16 protein-coding genes are annotated in these 13,983 nt (G+C 63.0%); 10 read left to right on the top strand and 6 right to left on the bottom strand.

Going from position 1 to position 13,983, the window contains the following annotated elements; all coding sequences use genetic code 11:
* Positions 1–51 precede the first annotated feature (51 nt).
* From rsfS to B0G76_RS39600, 5 genes are all read right to left on the bottom strand, one after another.
* Complete coding sequence (rsfS, locus tag B0G76_RS39620; RefSeq protein WP_120298183.1) at positions 52–507, bottom strand: ribosome silencing factor; 456 nt, start codon at positions 505–507, stop codon at positions 52–54.
* Positions 508–511: 4 nt separating this feature from the next.
* On the bottom strand, positions 512–1,264 hold the full coding sequence (locus tag B0G76_RS39615; RefSeq protein WP_120298182.1) for a nicotinate-nucleotide adenylyltransferase: 753 nt from the start codon (positions 1,262–1,264) through the stop codon (positions 512–514).
* 26 nt (positions 1,265–1,290) lie between these two features.
* Positions 1,291–2,214 (bottom strand): oxygen-dependent coproporphyrinogen oxidase, encoded by a 924-nt coding sequence (gene hemF / locus B0G76_RS39610; RefSeq protein WP_120298181.1) that lies wholly within the window; start codon positions 2,212–2,214, stop codon positions 1,291–1,293.
* A gap of 235 nt (positions 2,215–2,449) precedes the next feature.
* Positions 2,450–3,748 carry a phosphoribosylamine--glycine ligase gene (purD, locus tag B0G76_RS39605; protein ID WP_120298180.1) on the bottom strand — a complete coding sequence of 433 codons (1,299 nt, stop codon included), beginning with the start codon at positions 3,746–3,748 and terminating at the stop codon, positions 2,450–2,452.
* 96 nt (positions 3,749–3,844) lie between these two features.
* Positions 3,845–4,573 carry a YebC/PmpR family DNA-binding transcriptional regulator gene (locus B0G76_RS39600; RefSeq protein ID WP_115782281.1) on the bottom strand — a complete coding sequence of 243 codons (729 nt, stop codon included), beginning with the start codon at positions 4,571–4,573 and terminating at the stop codon, positions 3,845–3,847.
* Between the two features lie 425 nt (positions 4,574–4,998).
* Between B0G76_RS39600 and B0G76_RS45040 the strand changes: the two genes are divergently transcribed.
* Complete coding sequence (locus B0G76_RS45040; protein ID WP_409076782.1) at positions 4,999–5,199, top strand: type II toxin-antitoxin system HicA family toxin; 201 nt, start codon at positions 4,999–5,001, stop codon at positions 5,197–5,199.
* Positions 5,200–5,269: 70 nt separating this feature from the next.
* Positions 5,270–5,692 (top strand): type II toxin-antitoxin system HicB family antitoxin, encoded by a 423-nt coding sequence (locus B0G76_RS39590; RefSeq protein WP_120298178.1) that lies wholly within the window; start codon positions 5,270–5,272, stop codon positions 5,690–5,692.
* Between the two features lie 63 nt (positions 5,693–5,755).
* Here the strand turns inward: B0G76_RS39590 and upp are convergent, their stop codons facing one another.
* A complete protein-coding gene (upp, locus tag B0G76_RS39585) occupies positions 5,756–6,406 on the bottom strand; it encodes a uracil phosphoribosyltransferase (RefSeq protein WP_120298177.1) in 651 nt (216 codons plus the stop codon).
* A 235-nt stretch (positions 6,407–6,641) separates the two neighbouring features.
* Here upp and B0G76_RS39580 point away from each other — a divergent pair, with 235 nt between their 5' ends.
* From B0G76_RS39580 to kdpC, 8 genes are all read left to right on the top strand, one after another.
* Complete coding sequence (locus tag B0G76_RS39580; RefSeq protein ID WP_120298176.1) at positions 6,642–7,424, top strand: SDR family oxidoreductase; 783 nt, start codon at positions 6,642–6,644, stop codon at positions 7,422–7,424.
* A gap of 86 nt (positions 7,425–7,510) precedes the next feature.
* Positions 7,511–7,900: a methylglyoxal synthase gene (locus B0G76_RS39575; RefSeq protein WP_120298175.1), complete on the top strand. Its 390-nt coding sequence runs from the start codon at positions 7,511–7,513 to the stop codon at positions 7,898–7,900.
* A gap of 64 nt (positions 7,901–7,964) precedes the next feature.
* Complete coding sequence (locus tag B0G76_RS39570; protein WP_120298423.1) at positions 7,965–8,939, top strand: quinone oxidoreductase; 975 nt, start codon at positions 7,965–7,967, stop codon at positions 8,937–8,939.
* A gap of 158 nt (positions 8,940–9,097) precedes the next feature.
* Positions 9,098–9,211, top strand: a complete 114-nt coding sequence (locus B0G76_RS39565) for a potassium ABC transporter ATPase (RefSeq protein WP_120298174.1) — start codon at positions 9,098–9,100, stop codon at positions 9,209–9,211.
* Positions 9,208–9,300, top strand: coding sequence for a K(+)-transporting ATPase subunit F (gene kdpF / locus B0G76_RS39560; RefSeq protein ID WP_011487462.1), 93 nt, complete (start codon positions 9,208–9,210; stop codon positions 9,298–9,300). Before B0G76_RS39565 ends, kdpF begins: the two co-directional genes overlap by 4 nt.
* The gene (gene kdpA, locus B0G76_RS39555) at positions 9,297–11,102 is read left to right on the top strand and encodes a potassium-transporting ATPase subunit KdpA (RefSeq protein ID WP_120298173.1); all 1,806 of its coding nucleotides are present in this window, start codon (positions 9,297–9,299) and stop codon (positions 11,100–11,102) included. Before kdpF ends, kdpA begins: the two co-directional genes overlap by 4 nt.
* Positions 11,103–11,171: 69 nt before the next feature.
* Positions 11,172–13,256, top strand: a complete 2,085-nt coding sequence (gene kdpB, locus B0G76_RS39550) for a potassium-transporting ATPase subunit KdpB (protein WP_097391850.1) — start codon at positions 11,172–11,174, stop codon at positions 13,254–13,256.
* A gap of 30 nt (positions 13,257–13,286) precedes the next feature.
* Entirely contained in the window at positions 13,287–13,865 is a 579-nt protein-coding gene (kdpC, locus tag B0G76_RS39545; protein ID WP_120298172.1) for a potassium-transporting ATPase subunit KdpC, read from the top strand.
* Positions 13,866–13,983 lie beyond the last annotated feature (118 nt).

Below are 13,983 nucleotides of genomic sequence, written 5' to 3'. Positions count from 1 at the left end.
CCTAAGCGCAAAACAACCGTCGCACGCTTAAGCGATTTGCCAGCCAGATGCTTACTTGCGGCGGGCCGCCGTCTTGCGTGCGGGCTTCTTGGCAGCCGGCGCTTCGTCCTCTTCGTCCTCGTCGTCGGGTTCGCTCGAGCGCGCGCCGCCGAACGGATCCGGCGTGGACAGCTTGATGCGCACCGGCTTGTCGCCCCAGATTTCTTCGAGGTTGTAGTACTGGCGCAGTGCCGGTTGCAGGATGTGCACGATCGCGTCGCCGCAATCGACCAGCACCCATTCGCCGATGTCCTCGCCCTCGGTGCTGATGACGTCGCCGCCGTTTTCCTTGACGCTCTCGCGCACGCTCGAAGCGAGTGCCTTGGTCTGGCGGTTCGAGGTGCCGGAGGCGACGATCACGCGGTCGAACAGCGCGGTCAGGTGGCTGGTGTTGAACACCTTGATGTCTTGCGCTTTGACGTCTTCGAGAGCGTCGACGATCACGCGTTGCAGTTTGCGAATATCCATGGGGTTACCGGTGGTACAGATGATGTTGAAGAATATAGTCCCACACCGCGGTGGGGACATGGCTTGCGGCCCGGGCCTGGCTTTTGTCTTGCGGTTCGCCGCCCGCGAGGGCAAGCCGCTGGGTCACCTGTTCGCGCAGATGCGCGCGAATGTCGGTGGCCGAGACGTTGAACGCAAGCGTCGTATCGATCAGCAAGTGGCCGCAGGGCGTGGCTTGCAGAACGTCGGCGCGGGCACGGCGCGCGTCGATTTCTTTCGCGACCACGGGCGGAATCGACGCGAGGTCGAAACCGGGGCGCGTGGCCGCGCAGATGTGAGCGAAGTCGAACAGGCGCCGCCAGTCGCGCCATGTATCGAGATGCACCAGTTGATCCGCGCCGATCAGAAGCGCAATCGACGCATCCGGACCTTCGCGTTCACGCCACATCTGAAGCGTGTCGACGGTGTACGTCGGACCGTCGTGTTCAATCTCGTCGGTCGCCACCCGTACGGTTACGCCAGGCAGCACTAACGCGCTGGCGGCGGCGCGGGTCATGGCCAGCCTGTGAACGGCTGCCGACACGTCCGTTTTCTGCCACGGCTGGCCGGCCGGCAGCAGCACCAGTTCGGTCAGATTCAGTACGTCGGCGAAACGCCGCGCGAGCGCGAGGTGGCCGTCGTGGATCGGATCGAAGGTGCCGCCGAGCAGTGCGATCCGGCGAGGCAGGGCGACAGGATGAGCGTTCGGCTTCAGGTGAAGATCCTTTGTCGTGGTCACGTGGTGTGCGGCGCGGTCTTAAAGCCTCACACCCACTCGCGCGGCACGAGAAAATCGCTGTAAAGGCGCGCTTCCGGTGTGCCCGGCTCGGGCTGCCAGTTGTAGCGCCATTTCACTACAGGCGGCATCGACATCAGAATCGATTCGGTGCGTCCGCCGCTCTGCAACCCAAATAGTGTGCCACGGTCGAAGACCAGATTGAACTCGACGTAGCGGCCGCGCCGGTATGCCAGGAAGTCCCGCTCGGCTTCGCCGTACGGAATGTTGCGGCGCTTTTCGATGATCGGCAGGTACGCTTTGAGGAATCCCTCGCCGACGCTTTTCAGCATCGCGAACGATTGATCGAAGCCCGGCGCCGAGAAATCGTCGAAGAAAATCCCGCCGATGCCACGCGGTTCATTGCGGTGCTTGAGGAAGAAGTACTCGTCGCACCAGCGCTTGAAACTCGGGTAGAGGTCCGCGCCATAAGGCTGCAACGCGTCGCGGCACACACGGTGGAAATGCTGCGCGTCTTCTTCGTAGCCGTAGTACGGCGTCAGATCCATGCCGCCGCCGAACCAGAACACAGGTTCTTCGCCGGCCTTGGTCGCGATCAGCAGACGCACGTTCATATGCACCGTCGGGCAGTGCGGATTGTGCGGGTGCAGCACGAGCGAGACGCCCATGGCTTCGAAACCACGCCCGGCCAGTTGCGGGCGGGCGGCGCTCGCCGAACCCGGCAACGCGTCTCCCGCCACGTCCGAGAAGCCGACGCCGGCCCGTTCGAAGAAGTTGCCGTCCTCCAGAATCCGCGTGCAGCCGCCACCGCGCAGCTTTTCGCCGGGGGCGCGCTGCCATGCGTCAGTCGCGAACGGCTTACCGTCGAACGCGCCGAGCGTGTCCGCGATATGCGTTTGCAGGCCTTGCAGCCAGCTGCGCACGGCCTGTGCGTCGTAGCTCGAATCGGTCATGAATGCAGATGCTGAGGGCGGCACGCTAGTCGTGCCGTGGGTTCTTCGTGAAGGGCGACGGCCGGGCCATCGTCAGGGCGTTCCTGCGAAGGCGCGGCGGTACGGTTATTCGCGCCGGGTGAAATGCCGATGATCAACCCGGGTGCGCCCACAGGGTGCGGTGAGCGCCACAACGGCCGCGAAAACCCGCAGTGTAGCGCCGTTGGCGCCGCACGCGGGCGAGTGGGGGTGATGCTTAGTGCTTGCCTTCGGTCTTGACGTCGTGCTTGCGGTTCAATGCACGGTAGCCAATGTCGCGGCGATATTGCATGCCGTCGAACGAGATCTGGTTGATCGTCTCGTACGCGACCGATTGCGCGCTGCGCACCGAATCCGCCAGACCGACCACGCACAATACACGGCCGCCCGAGGTGCTCAGCTTGCCGTCGGCCAGCGTAGTGCCGGCGTGAAAAGTGACCGAATCGACCGTTTCCGCGGGGATATCGCTGATCCGGTCACCCTTGCGCGGCGTGTCCGGATAGTTGTACGCGGCGAGCACCACGCCAAGCGCGGTACGGCGGTCCCATTCGAGCTCGATCGTATCGAGCGTGCCGGCGATGGCCTGTTCGACCACCTTGGAAAAGTCGCCTTTCAGGCGCGCCATGATTGGCTGCGTTTCGGGGTCGCCCATGCGGCAGTTGAATTCGAGCGTCTTGGGGTTGCCTTGCGCGTCGATCATCAGGCCGGCGTACAGAAAGCCGGTGAAGCGGATGCCTTCCTTCTCCATGCCGCGCACGGTCGGCTGGATGATTTCGCGCATCACGCGCGCATGCAGTTGCGGCGTGACGATCGGCGCGGGCGAGTAGGCGCCCATGCCGCCGGTGTTCGGGCCCTGGTCGTCGTCGAGCAGACGCTTGTGGTCCTGGCTCGAAGCGAGCGCCAGCACATGCTTGCCGTCCACCATCACGATGAAGCTGGCTTCTTCGCCGGCGAGGAACTCCTCGACCACGACGCGCGCGCCGGCGTCGCCCAGCTTGTTGTCCGACAGCATCATGTCGACTGCTGCGTGCGCTTCTTCCAGCGTTAGGGCAACCACGACGCCCTTGCCGGCGGCGAGGCCGTCGGCCTTGATCACGATCGGCGCGCCCTTGGCGTCCAGATACGCATGCGCGGCGGCGACGTCGGCGAAGGTTTCGTATTCTGCGGTCGGGATCGCATGGCGCTTCATGAACGCTTTGGCAAAATCTTTCGAGCTTTCGAGCTGCGCGGCTTCCTTGCTCGGCCCGAAAATCTTCAGGCCGCGCGAGCGGAACAGATTGACGATGCCCGCGGCGAGCGGCCCTTCCGGTCCGACCAGCGTGAACGCGATCTGCTCTTTCTCGACGAAATCGGCGAGTTCGGCCGGATCGGTGATGTCGATGTTGCGCAGACGCTCGTCCTGGGCGGTGCCGCCGTTGCCGGGAGCAACGTAGACGAGCTGGACCCGTGGCGATTGCGCGAGCTTCCATGCGAGCGCATGTTCGCGACCGCCGGAACCGACGACGAGTAACTTCATGTGAATCCCCGAGACTTAAAAACCATAAACGGCTGAAGCAGCACGCTCAGCCGTGGATATCGAACTACCTGAACGCCGCGCTCCGCCAGGGCACGCTCACTCGTCGGCGATCGCGGCGTTTGTATAGACTTCCTGCACGTCGTCCAGATTTTCCAGCGCGTCGAGCAGCTTCTGCATTTTCACGGCGTCGTCGCCCGTGAATTCGACTTCCGTCTGAGGTTTCATCGTCACCTCGGCCACTTCGGCCTTGAAGCCCGCAGCTTCAAGCGCGGCCTTCACCTTCGGGAAATCGTTCGGCGGGCACAGCACCTCGATACTGCCGTCTTCGTTCGTGAGCACGTCGTCGGCGCCGGCTTCGAGCGCGGCTTCCATCAGCTTGTCTTCCGGCGTGCCGGGCGCGAACAGGAACTGGCCGACGTGATCGAACATGAACGACACCGAGCCGTCCGTGCCCATGTTGCCGCCGTTCTTCGAGAACGCGTGACGCACGTCCGCCACCGTACGGGTGCGGTTGTCGGTCATCGTGTCGACGATCACCGCCGCGCCGCCGATGCCGTAGCCTTCATAGCGGATTTCTTCGTAGTTTGCACCGTCGACACCGCCCACACCGCGCTGGATCGCACGGTTGACGTTATCTTTCGGCATGTTGGCGTCGTACGCCTTTTCGACGGCGAGCCGCAGACGCGGGTTCGAGTCGATGTCGCCGCCGCCCATGCGGGCCGCCACCTGAATTTCCTTGATGAGCCGCGTCCAGACCTTGCCGCGCTTGGCGTCGGCCGCTGCTTTCTTATGCTTGATGTTGGCCCATTTCGAATGACCCGCCATACCTTTCTCCATCGCGCGCGCCAGTGGGGCGCACGCATAGTGCAATTGTCGTTGCGATGTCGGGCGCTTACGCGCGTGATTGCGGTCTTGCGCCTCGATGTCAGACGGTTTTCAGCTTGATTTCGCCCGGTTGCGCTCCGGCGAGGCCCGGCTAGCGGGACCGAAGGTGCAGCGCGGTTGGGGCGGGCGCTGCAGCCAGCGGGACGGGAACACCGCGCCGGTCCCAGCAGGCCCCGCGTAAAGGCGCGGAGCGCCAGGCGGTTGTGCAAGTTGAGCCGCTTTTTGAGCGGATTCGAATTTTATCACGCCGCAGCGGCGTAGCAGCGGGGGATTGAGGCGAAAGTGGGCGCAGCGTGCCGTGTCCGGCCACTCTGGCGAACGCCCCTGTAATTGCCAATATAAACATTTTTGTTTATATTTAGCCTGTGTTCATTCACACTGGAGGGCCGGTGAAGCAAAGCGAGTTCAGACGTTGGCTCGCTGACCAGGGGGCGACTTTCGAACAGGGCAGCAAACATTTGAAGGTGTATCTAAACGGTCGGCAGACCACGCTGCCGAGGCATCCCGCTCACGAGATTTCGGAGCCGCTTCGCAAAGCAATTCTCAGGCAACTGAAATGCAAATAGAGGCTGGCCCCGCAAGGGGCTTCACCATCGCCCGAGTTTTTCCCTGTCAAGGGACCATGGAGAGTTACCTATGTTTCGCTATCCCGCCCGCATCGAACCAGACGAAGCCGGCTTTACCGTCTCCTTTCGCGATATCCCGGAGGCGTTGACCTGCGGCGACACGCTCGAAGAAGCACGCGAAATGGCCGCTGACGCATTGGCAACGGCGATGGACTTTTACTTCGAAGACAAGCGTCCGGTTCCGTTGCCATCAAAAGCACGGCGCGGCGAAGAACTGATCGAGCTGCCGGCCAGCCTGGCCGCGAAAGTGCTGCTGCTCAATGAAATGCTGGCACAAAAGGTGTCACCTGCCGAATTGGCGAGGCGTCTCCATACGCGTGCGCAGGATATCCAGCGAGTGATCGACCTCAGTCACGCAACGAAGATCGACACGATCGCGTCCGCGCTTGCGGCGCTCGGCAAACGGCTTGAGTTGTCGATCGTGCCTGCGTAGCGCGGAAATCGAGCGGCAGCGGCGTTTTGCGCGCGCCGCCCCGCTGTTTTCCTCAGTCCGCTATCAGTTTTTCGTGCCGAACAGGCGGTCGCCGGCGTCGCCGAGCCCCGGCACGATGTAGGCATGCTCGTTCAGGTGCGAATCGAGCGATGCCACGTACAGTTTGACGTCCGGATGCGCGTCCTGGAACACCTGCACGCCTTCCGGAGCGGCCACCAGCGCGAGGAACAGGATGTTCTCGCCGGTCACGTTGCGGCGCTTGAGCACGTCGACCGCGTGCACGGCCGAGTAACCGGTCGCGACCATCGGATCGCACAGAATGAACACGCGGTCTTCCAGATCCGGCAGGCGGACCAGGTACTCGACCGGGCGGTGGTCCTCGGCGCGATACACACCGATGTGGCCGACGCGCGCCGACGGCACCAGTTCCAGCAGGCCGTCCGACATGCCGATACCGGCACGCAGCACCGGCACGATCGCCAGTTTCTTGCCGGCGATCACCGGCGCGTCGATGTCGACCAGCGGCGTGGTGATGCGGCGCGTGGTCATCGGCAGGTTGCGGGTGATCTCATAGCCCATCAGCAGCGTGATCTCGCGCAGCAGTTCACGGAACGTGCGGGTCGAGGTGTCCCGGTCGCGCATATGTGACAGCTTGTGCTGGATCAGCGGGTGATCAAGGATGAAAAGATTGGGAAAACGGCTGTCCTGGGTCATGGCGGGGGCGCAAGCGGCGGCTAGAGGGATCGGTTCGGCGTGCCGCATGGCCTGAAACCGGCCGGCGGAAGCGCCACGACGCAAGTTTACCGAAAGAGTGGCGCCGGAAGATACCGGAGATTGCAGTGGCCTGGCGCAGTCCGGCACCGATTCTTCTAGAATCGGGGGAAACTTTGCAACGATTGGGCAACCGCGGGACCACCGCCGCGCCACGACTACCTGAGAGGAGACGTACATGGACATGGGAATCGCAGGACGCACCGCGCTGGTTTGCGCGGCCAGCAAGGGCTTGGGGCGCGGCTGCGCGGAAGCGCTGGCGGCCGAAGGCGTCAACCTCACGATCGTCGCGCGCACGGCCGAGACGCTGGAGGCGACCGCCGCCGAGATCCGCAAGCAATACGGCGTCGACGTGAAAACGGTGGCGTGCGACATTACCACGCCCGAAGGGCGCGCCGCAGCGCTCGCCGCCTGTCCGCAACCCGACATTCTGGTCAACAACGCGGGCGGTCCGCCGCCGGGTGACTTTCGCAATTTCACGCAGGAAGACTGGATCCGCGCGCTGGAGAACAACATGCTCACGCCGATCGAGTTGATCCGCGCGACCATCGACGGGATGAGCGAGCGCGGCTATGGGCGCATCGTCAACATCACGAGTTCGGCGGTGAAGGCGCCGATCGACGTGCTCGGCCTCTCTAACGGTGCGCGCTCGGGGCTGACCGGCTTCGTGGCGGGACTGGCGCGCAGCAAGGTGGCCGCCGCCGGTGTGACGATCAACAACCTCCTGCCGGGCCTGTTCGACACCGACCGCATCGCCACCACGTTCACGGCGCAAGCCAAGGCGCAAAACATTTCCATCGACGACGCGCGCAAGCAGCGCATGAAAACGATCCCCGCCGGCCGTTTCGGCAATCGCGATGAATTCGGCCGCGCCTGCGCGTTCCTGTGCAGCGTGCATGCCGGCTACATCACCGGTCAGAACTGGCTGGTCGACGGCGGCGCATATCCCGGCACGTTCTGAACGGGCACGAACGCGCACGTTTCGAAGCACCGGCGTCACCCTCACTACAACAACGACATTCACAACGGTTTCAGGAGTTTTACGTCATGAGCACCCGCATTGCGCTGATCGCGCACGATCACAAGAAAGACGACATCGTCAAACTGGCCGGCGAATACGTCGATACGCTCAGGCGCTGCGAGATCGTCGCGACCGGCACGACCGGCACGCGCATCGGCGACACGCATGGCCTCACGGTCGAACGCATGCTGTCCGGCCCGCATGGCGGCGATCTGCAGATCGGTGCGCAACTCGCGGAAGGGCGGGTGGACATGGTGATTTTCCTGCGCGACCCGATGACGCCGCAGCCGCACGAGCCGGATATCAACGCGCTGGTGCGTGCCTGCGACGTTCACAACATTCCGTGCGCCACCAACATTTCGACCGCGCGAATGATTCTCGACGTGCTGACGTTGCGGCTCACGCAACAGGTCTAGGTCAGCGCACCGGTGCTTCACGACCGAACGGAACCACAACGAAACCACGAACCAGGGAGACATGATGGTCAAAGCAATCCGATTCGATAAAACCGGTGGCCCGGAGGTGATGAAATGGGTCGACGTGGACGTAGGCGAACCGGGTGCGGGCGAGATCCGCATCAAGCAGACGGCGGTCGGCCTGAACTATATCGACGTGTATTTCCGCACGGGCTCGTACCCACTGCCGCTGCCGGGCGGCCTCGGGATGGAAGCGGCGGGTGAAGTCACCGCGGTCGGCGCGGGCGTCACCGCACTCAAGGCGGGCGATCGCGTGGCGTACGTGGCGCGACCGCCTGGCGCATACATCCAGGAGCGTGTCTTGCCGGCCGCGCAGGTCGTCAAGGTGCCGGACGCGTTGACCGACGAGCAGGCGGCCTCCGTGATGCTGCAAGGGCTGACCGCACAATATCTGCTGCGGCGCACGTATCCGGTGAAAGCGGGCGACACGATCCTGATCCAGGCCGCGGCGGGTGGCGTCGGCTTGCTGGTTTGCCAGTGGGCGAAGGCGCTCGGTGCAACGGTGATCGGCACGGTCAGCACCGACGAGAAAGCCGCGATCGCCAAAGCGCATGGCTGCGATCACGCGATTGTCTATACGCGCGAAAACTTCACGAAGCGCGTACGCGAGATCACCAATGGCGCGGGTGTGCCGGTGGTGTACGACTCGATCGGTAAAGACACGTTTACGGGTTCGCTCGATTGCCTCGCGCCGCTCGGCCTGTTCGTGAGCTTCGGCAATGCATCGGGACCGTTGCCGCCGATCGATTCGTCGGAATTCGCCGGACGCGGTTCGCTGTTTTTTACGCGCCCCACGCTCTTTACCTATATCGCCAAACGCAGCGACTACGAGGCGATGTCCGCGGAGCTGTTCGATATGCTGGTATCGGGCAAGGTGAAGGCGAGCATCAATCAGCGCTACGCATTGGCGAACGCGGGTAAAGCTCACGCCGATCTCGAAGGCCGGCGCACCACGGGTTCGACGATTCTGCTGCCGTAAAGCGCCATACCTTATCGGCACAAGGCCGTTCCATCTCACGATGGAACGGCCTTTTCCGTTTACGCGATTTTTACACCCCGTCTCGAATCTTTGACCAGCCCTTTACGCGCTTCGGCATAACGTTCCACCTATCCAAAGTCCGTGTATGGAGAACAAAAATGGATGTGCTGTATGTCGGGGGGCTGGTGCTGTTTTTCGCGCTGACCTTTGCATTGATTGGCGGCTGCGAAAAGCTGATGCAGTTCCGTCGTGGCCAGGGAGCGCGCTCATGAACTGGATTCTCTGGTTGTCGGGCGCCGCCACCGCGCTGCTGTTTGTCTACCTGGTCTATGCGCTGTTGCGCGCGGAGGACATTGAATGAACTCGAACAATGTCCTGCAAGCGGGCCTTTTCATCGTCGTGCTGCTGGCAGCCGCGGTGCCGATGTCCCGCTATCTAAGCAACGTGATGGACGGCAGTTCGCGCGTGGTCCGTTTCGGCGGTCCGATCGAGCGTCTGCTGTATCGCATCGCGGGTGTCGATCCGTCGACGGAAATGGGCTGGAAGCACTACGCCATCGCCACGATCGCGTTCAACGCGCTCGGCGCGGTATTCCTTTACGTGTTGTTGCGCGTGCAAGGCTGGCTGCCGGGCAATCCGCAGCAGTTCGGCCCGATGACAGTCGATGGCGCGTTCAATATCGCGGTCAGTTTCGTGACCAATACGAACTGGCAGGATTACACGCCTGAGCAGACCGTTGGCTATCTGACGCAGATGCTTGGGTTCACCGTCCAGAACTTCTTCTCGGCCGCCACCGGCATCGTGGTGGTGATCGCGCTGATTCGCGGCTTCGCGCGTCATACCGCGCAAACCATCGGCAATTTCTGGGTCGATCTCACGCGTGTGACGCTTTACGTATTGCTGCCGATGGCCGCGATCATCGCCGCGATCCTGATGAGCCAGGGCGTGATCCAGAACTTCAAGGCCTATCAGGACGTGCCGACGCTGCAAAGCACGACCTATGCCGCACCGAAGCTCGACGCGCAAGGCAACCCCGTGAAAGATGCGAAGGGCAATGCCGTCACCGTCGATACGCCGGTGAAGACACAGACCATCGCGATGGGCCCGGTCGCCTCGCAGGAAGCGATCAAGATGCTCGGCACCAACGGTGGCGGCTTCTTTAACGGCAACTCGGCGCATCCGTATGAAAACCCGACACCGTTCTCGAACTTCCTGCAGATCTTCTCGATCCTGATCATTCCTGCAGCCTTGGCGCTTGTTTTCGGCCGCATGATCGGCGACCGCAAGCAGGGCGTTGCTGTCCTCGCCGCGATGACGATTGCGTTCTCTGTGTGCGTGTTCGGCGAGATCAGCGCGGAGCAGGGCGGAAATCCGGCGATCGCCGCGTTGCACGTCGATCAATCGGCGAATGCGTTGCAGTCGGGCGGTAATGCGGAAGGCAAGGAAACGCGCTTCGGTATCGCGCAGTCGGGCATCTTCACGGTGGCGACCACGGCGGCTTCGTGTGGCGCGGTAGCGAATACGCATGACTCGCTGACGCCGATCGGCGGCCTCTATCCGATGCTGCTGATGCAACTCGGCGAAGTGATCTTCGGCGGCGTGGGTTCCGGTATGTACGGCATGCTCGTGTTCGCCCTGCTGGCGGTGTTCGTGGCAGGCCTGATGATCGGCCGCACGCCTGAATACGTCGGCAAGAAGATTGAAGCGTACGAGATGAAGATGGTGTCGATCGTGGTGCTGCTCACGCCGCTGCTGGTGCTGGTGGGCACGTCGATCGCGGTGCTGACCGATGCCGGCAAGGCAGGGATCGCCAACCCGGGCGCGCACGGCTTCTCTGAAATTCTCTACGCGTTCAGCTCGGCCGCCAATAACAACGGTAGCGCCTTCGCTGGCCTGACGGTCGGTACACCGTTCTACAACTGGCTCACCGCCATCGCGATGTGGTTCGGCCGCTTCGGCACGATCATTCCGGTGCTGGCGATTGCCGGTTCGCTCGCCGCGAAAAAACGCATTGGCGTGACCGGCGGCACGCTGCCGACTCATGGCCCGCTGTTCGTCGTGCTGCTGCTCGGCACGGTGCTGCTGGTCGGTGCGCTGACTTATGTGCCCGCGCTCGCGCTCGGGCCTGGTGTCGAACATCTGATGATGATGGGCGCCCACTGAGGCGTGCCCATTGAAAAGACACGAGCGACCAACGAGCGAACACGCGCAAACGGGAAATTCGAGGATTCAATGACTGAACATAATGCAACCAGGTCCATGTTCGATCCGGCGCTGCTGCGCCCGGCGATCGTGGACTCCTTTAAAAAGCTTACGCCACGCACGCAGTTCCGTAACCCGGTGATGTTCTGCGTGTACGTCGGCAGTATTCTGACGACCATTCTGTGGATCGCCGCGCTCGGCGGTCAGGCCGAAGCGCCCGCGGGCTTCATTCTCGCGGTCACGTTGTGGCTGTGGTTCACGGTGCTGTTCGCGAACTTCGCGGAAGCGCTCGCCGAAGGCCGTTCCAAGGCCCAGGCAGCGTCGCTGCGCAGTGCGAAGAAAGACGTGATGGCCAAGAAGCTCAACGAGCCGCATCCGAAGTCGCCGATCCGCATTCTGACGGCGTCCGATCTGCGTAAAGGCGATGTCGTGCTGGTCGAAACCGGCGACGTGATTCCGGCCGACGGCGAAGTGATCGACGGTGTCGCGTCGGTCGACGAATCGGCGATTACCGGCGAATCCGCACCGGTGATCCGCGAGTCGGGCGGTGACTTTTCGTCGGTGACGGGCGGCACGCGCGTGCTGTCGGACTGGATCGTCGTGCGCGTCACGGCCAATCCGGGCGAAGCCTTCCTCGACCGCATGATCGCGATGGTCGAAGGCGCCAAGCGTCAGAAGACGCCGAACGAAATCGCGCTGACGATTCTGCTGGTCGCGCTGACTATCGTGATGTTGCTGGCTACCGCCACGCTGCTGCCGTTCTCGATGTTTTCGGTCGAAGCCGCAAAAGCGGGTCACGTGGTCACGATTACGGCGCTGGTCGCGCTGCTGGTGTGTCTGATTCCGACCACCATCGGCGGGCTGTTGTCGGCGATCGGTGTGGCTGGGATGAGCCGCATGATGCAGGCGAACGTGATCGCCACCTCGGGCCGTGCCGTGGAAGCTGCGGGTGACGTCGACGTGCTGTTGCTCGACAAGACCGGCACGATCACGCTCGGTAACCGCCAGGCATCGCAGTTCGTGCCGGCGCCGGGCTTGACCGAAGAAGCGCTGGCCGATGCCGCCCAGCTTTCGTCGCTCGCCGACGAAACGCCGGAAGGTCGCAGCATTGTCGTGCTGGCCAAGCAGCGCTTCAATATCCGTCAACGCGACATGGCTTCGCTGAAGGCGGAATTCCTCGCCTTCACGGCGCAAACGCGGATGAGCGGTGTCGATCTGCCTGGTCGTGAAATCCGCAAGGGCGCGGCCGACGCAGTGAAGAACTACGTCGAAGCGAATGGCGGCCGTTTCCCGAACGAAGTCAGCACCGCAGTCGCCGAAGTTGCCCGTCGCGGCAGCACGCCGCTGGTGGTCGCCGAGAAAGGCGAGCAGGGCGCACGCGTGCTCGGCGTGATCGAGTTGAAGGACGTGGTGAAGGGCGGTATCAAGGAACGCTTCGCCGAACTGCGCAAGATGGGCATCAAGACCATCATGGTGACCGGCGACAACCGGCTGACAGCCGCCGCGATTGCAGCGGAAGCCGGCGTCGACGATTTCCTCGCCGAAGCCACGCCGGAAGCGAAGCTCGCCACGATCCGCGCGCACCAGGCCGAAGGGCGCCTGGTTGCAATGACCGGCGACGGTACCAACGACGCCCCGGCGCTCGCACAGGCCGACGTCGCGGTGGCGATGAACACCGGCACGCAGGCGGCGAAAGAAGCCGGCAACATGGTCGACCTCGATTCGAATCCGACCAAGCTGATCGAGATCGTCGAGATCGGCAAGCAGATGCTGATGACGCGCGGCTCGCTCACCACGTTCTCGATTGCGAACGACGTCGCCAAGTACTTCGCGATCATTCCGGCCGCGTTCGCGACAACGTATCCGGCCCTGAACGCGCTGAACGTGATGCATCTGGCCACGCCGGCTTCCGCCATCATGTCGGCCGTGATTTTCAACGCGCTGATCATCGTGCTGCTGATTCCGCTGGCGCTCAAGGGCGTGAAGTACCGGGCGCTGGGCGCGGCGATCCTGCTGCGCCGCAATCTGCTGGTCTACGGTCTGGGCGGGATCATCGTGCCGTTCATCGGCATCAAGCTGATCGATATGGTGCTGGCCGCGTTCGGCTGGGTTTGAGAAGCGGCAGCTTAAGAGGAGTTACCCATCATGAAAAATCTGTTCCGTCCGCTGATTGTGATCTTCGCGGTATTGACCGCCGTCACTGGACTGGCTTATCCCGCTGTGATGACCGCGGTCGGTCAGGCGGTCTTCAACCACCAGGCCAACGGCAGCATGCTCGAGCAGGACGGCAAGGTGGTCGGCTCGAAGCTGATCGGCCAGCAGTTCGATGCGCCGCAGTACTTCTGGGGCCGTCTGTCGGCCACCAGCCCGATGCCGTATAACGCGACCAACTCGGGCGGTTCGAACCTCGGCCCGACCAACCCGGCGCTGACCGACGAAATCAAAGGCCGCATCGACGCGTTGAAGGCCGCAGGCACGGATATGTCCCAGCCGGTGCCGGTCGATCTGGTGACGTCCTCGGGCAGCGGTCTCGATCCCGAGATCAGCCCGGCGGCGGCTGCTTATCAAATCGAACGCGTCGCTAAGGCGCGTAAGCTCGCCACGAACGATGTGCAGGCGCTGGTCGATCGTTATACGAGCGGCCGCCAGTTCGGCATTCTCGGCGAGCGGCGCGTGAATGTGCTGCAACTGAATCTGGCGCTGGATGAGATGAAGCGCGGTTGAACGCCGCTAAGTGCCATTGATGACTGTGGTTCGCGGAGGCGGCGTCCATGCGGTGCCGCCTTCGCTATTTGCGGGCTGACCGCTGCCGTGCCACCATGCATGCACTATCGCTCGCCTT

Origin of the sequence: Paraburkholderia sp. BL23I1N1, assembly GCF_003610295.1 — a bacterium.
GTDB lineage: Bacteria > Pseudomonadota > Gammaproteobacteria > Burkholderiales > Burkholderiaceae > Paraburkholderia.
Note: the sequence above shows the minus strand (reverse complement) of the source record. Positions and strands in the feature narration are given on the sequence as shown.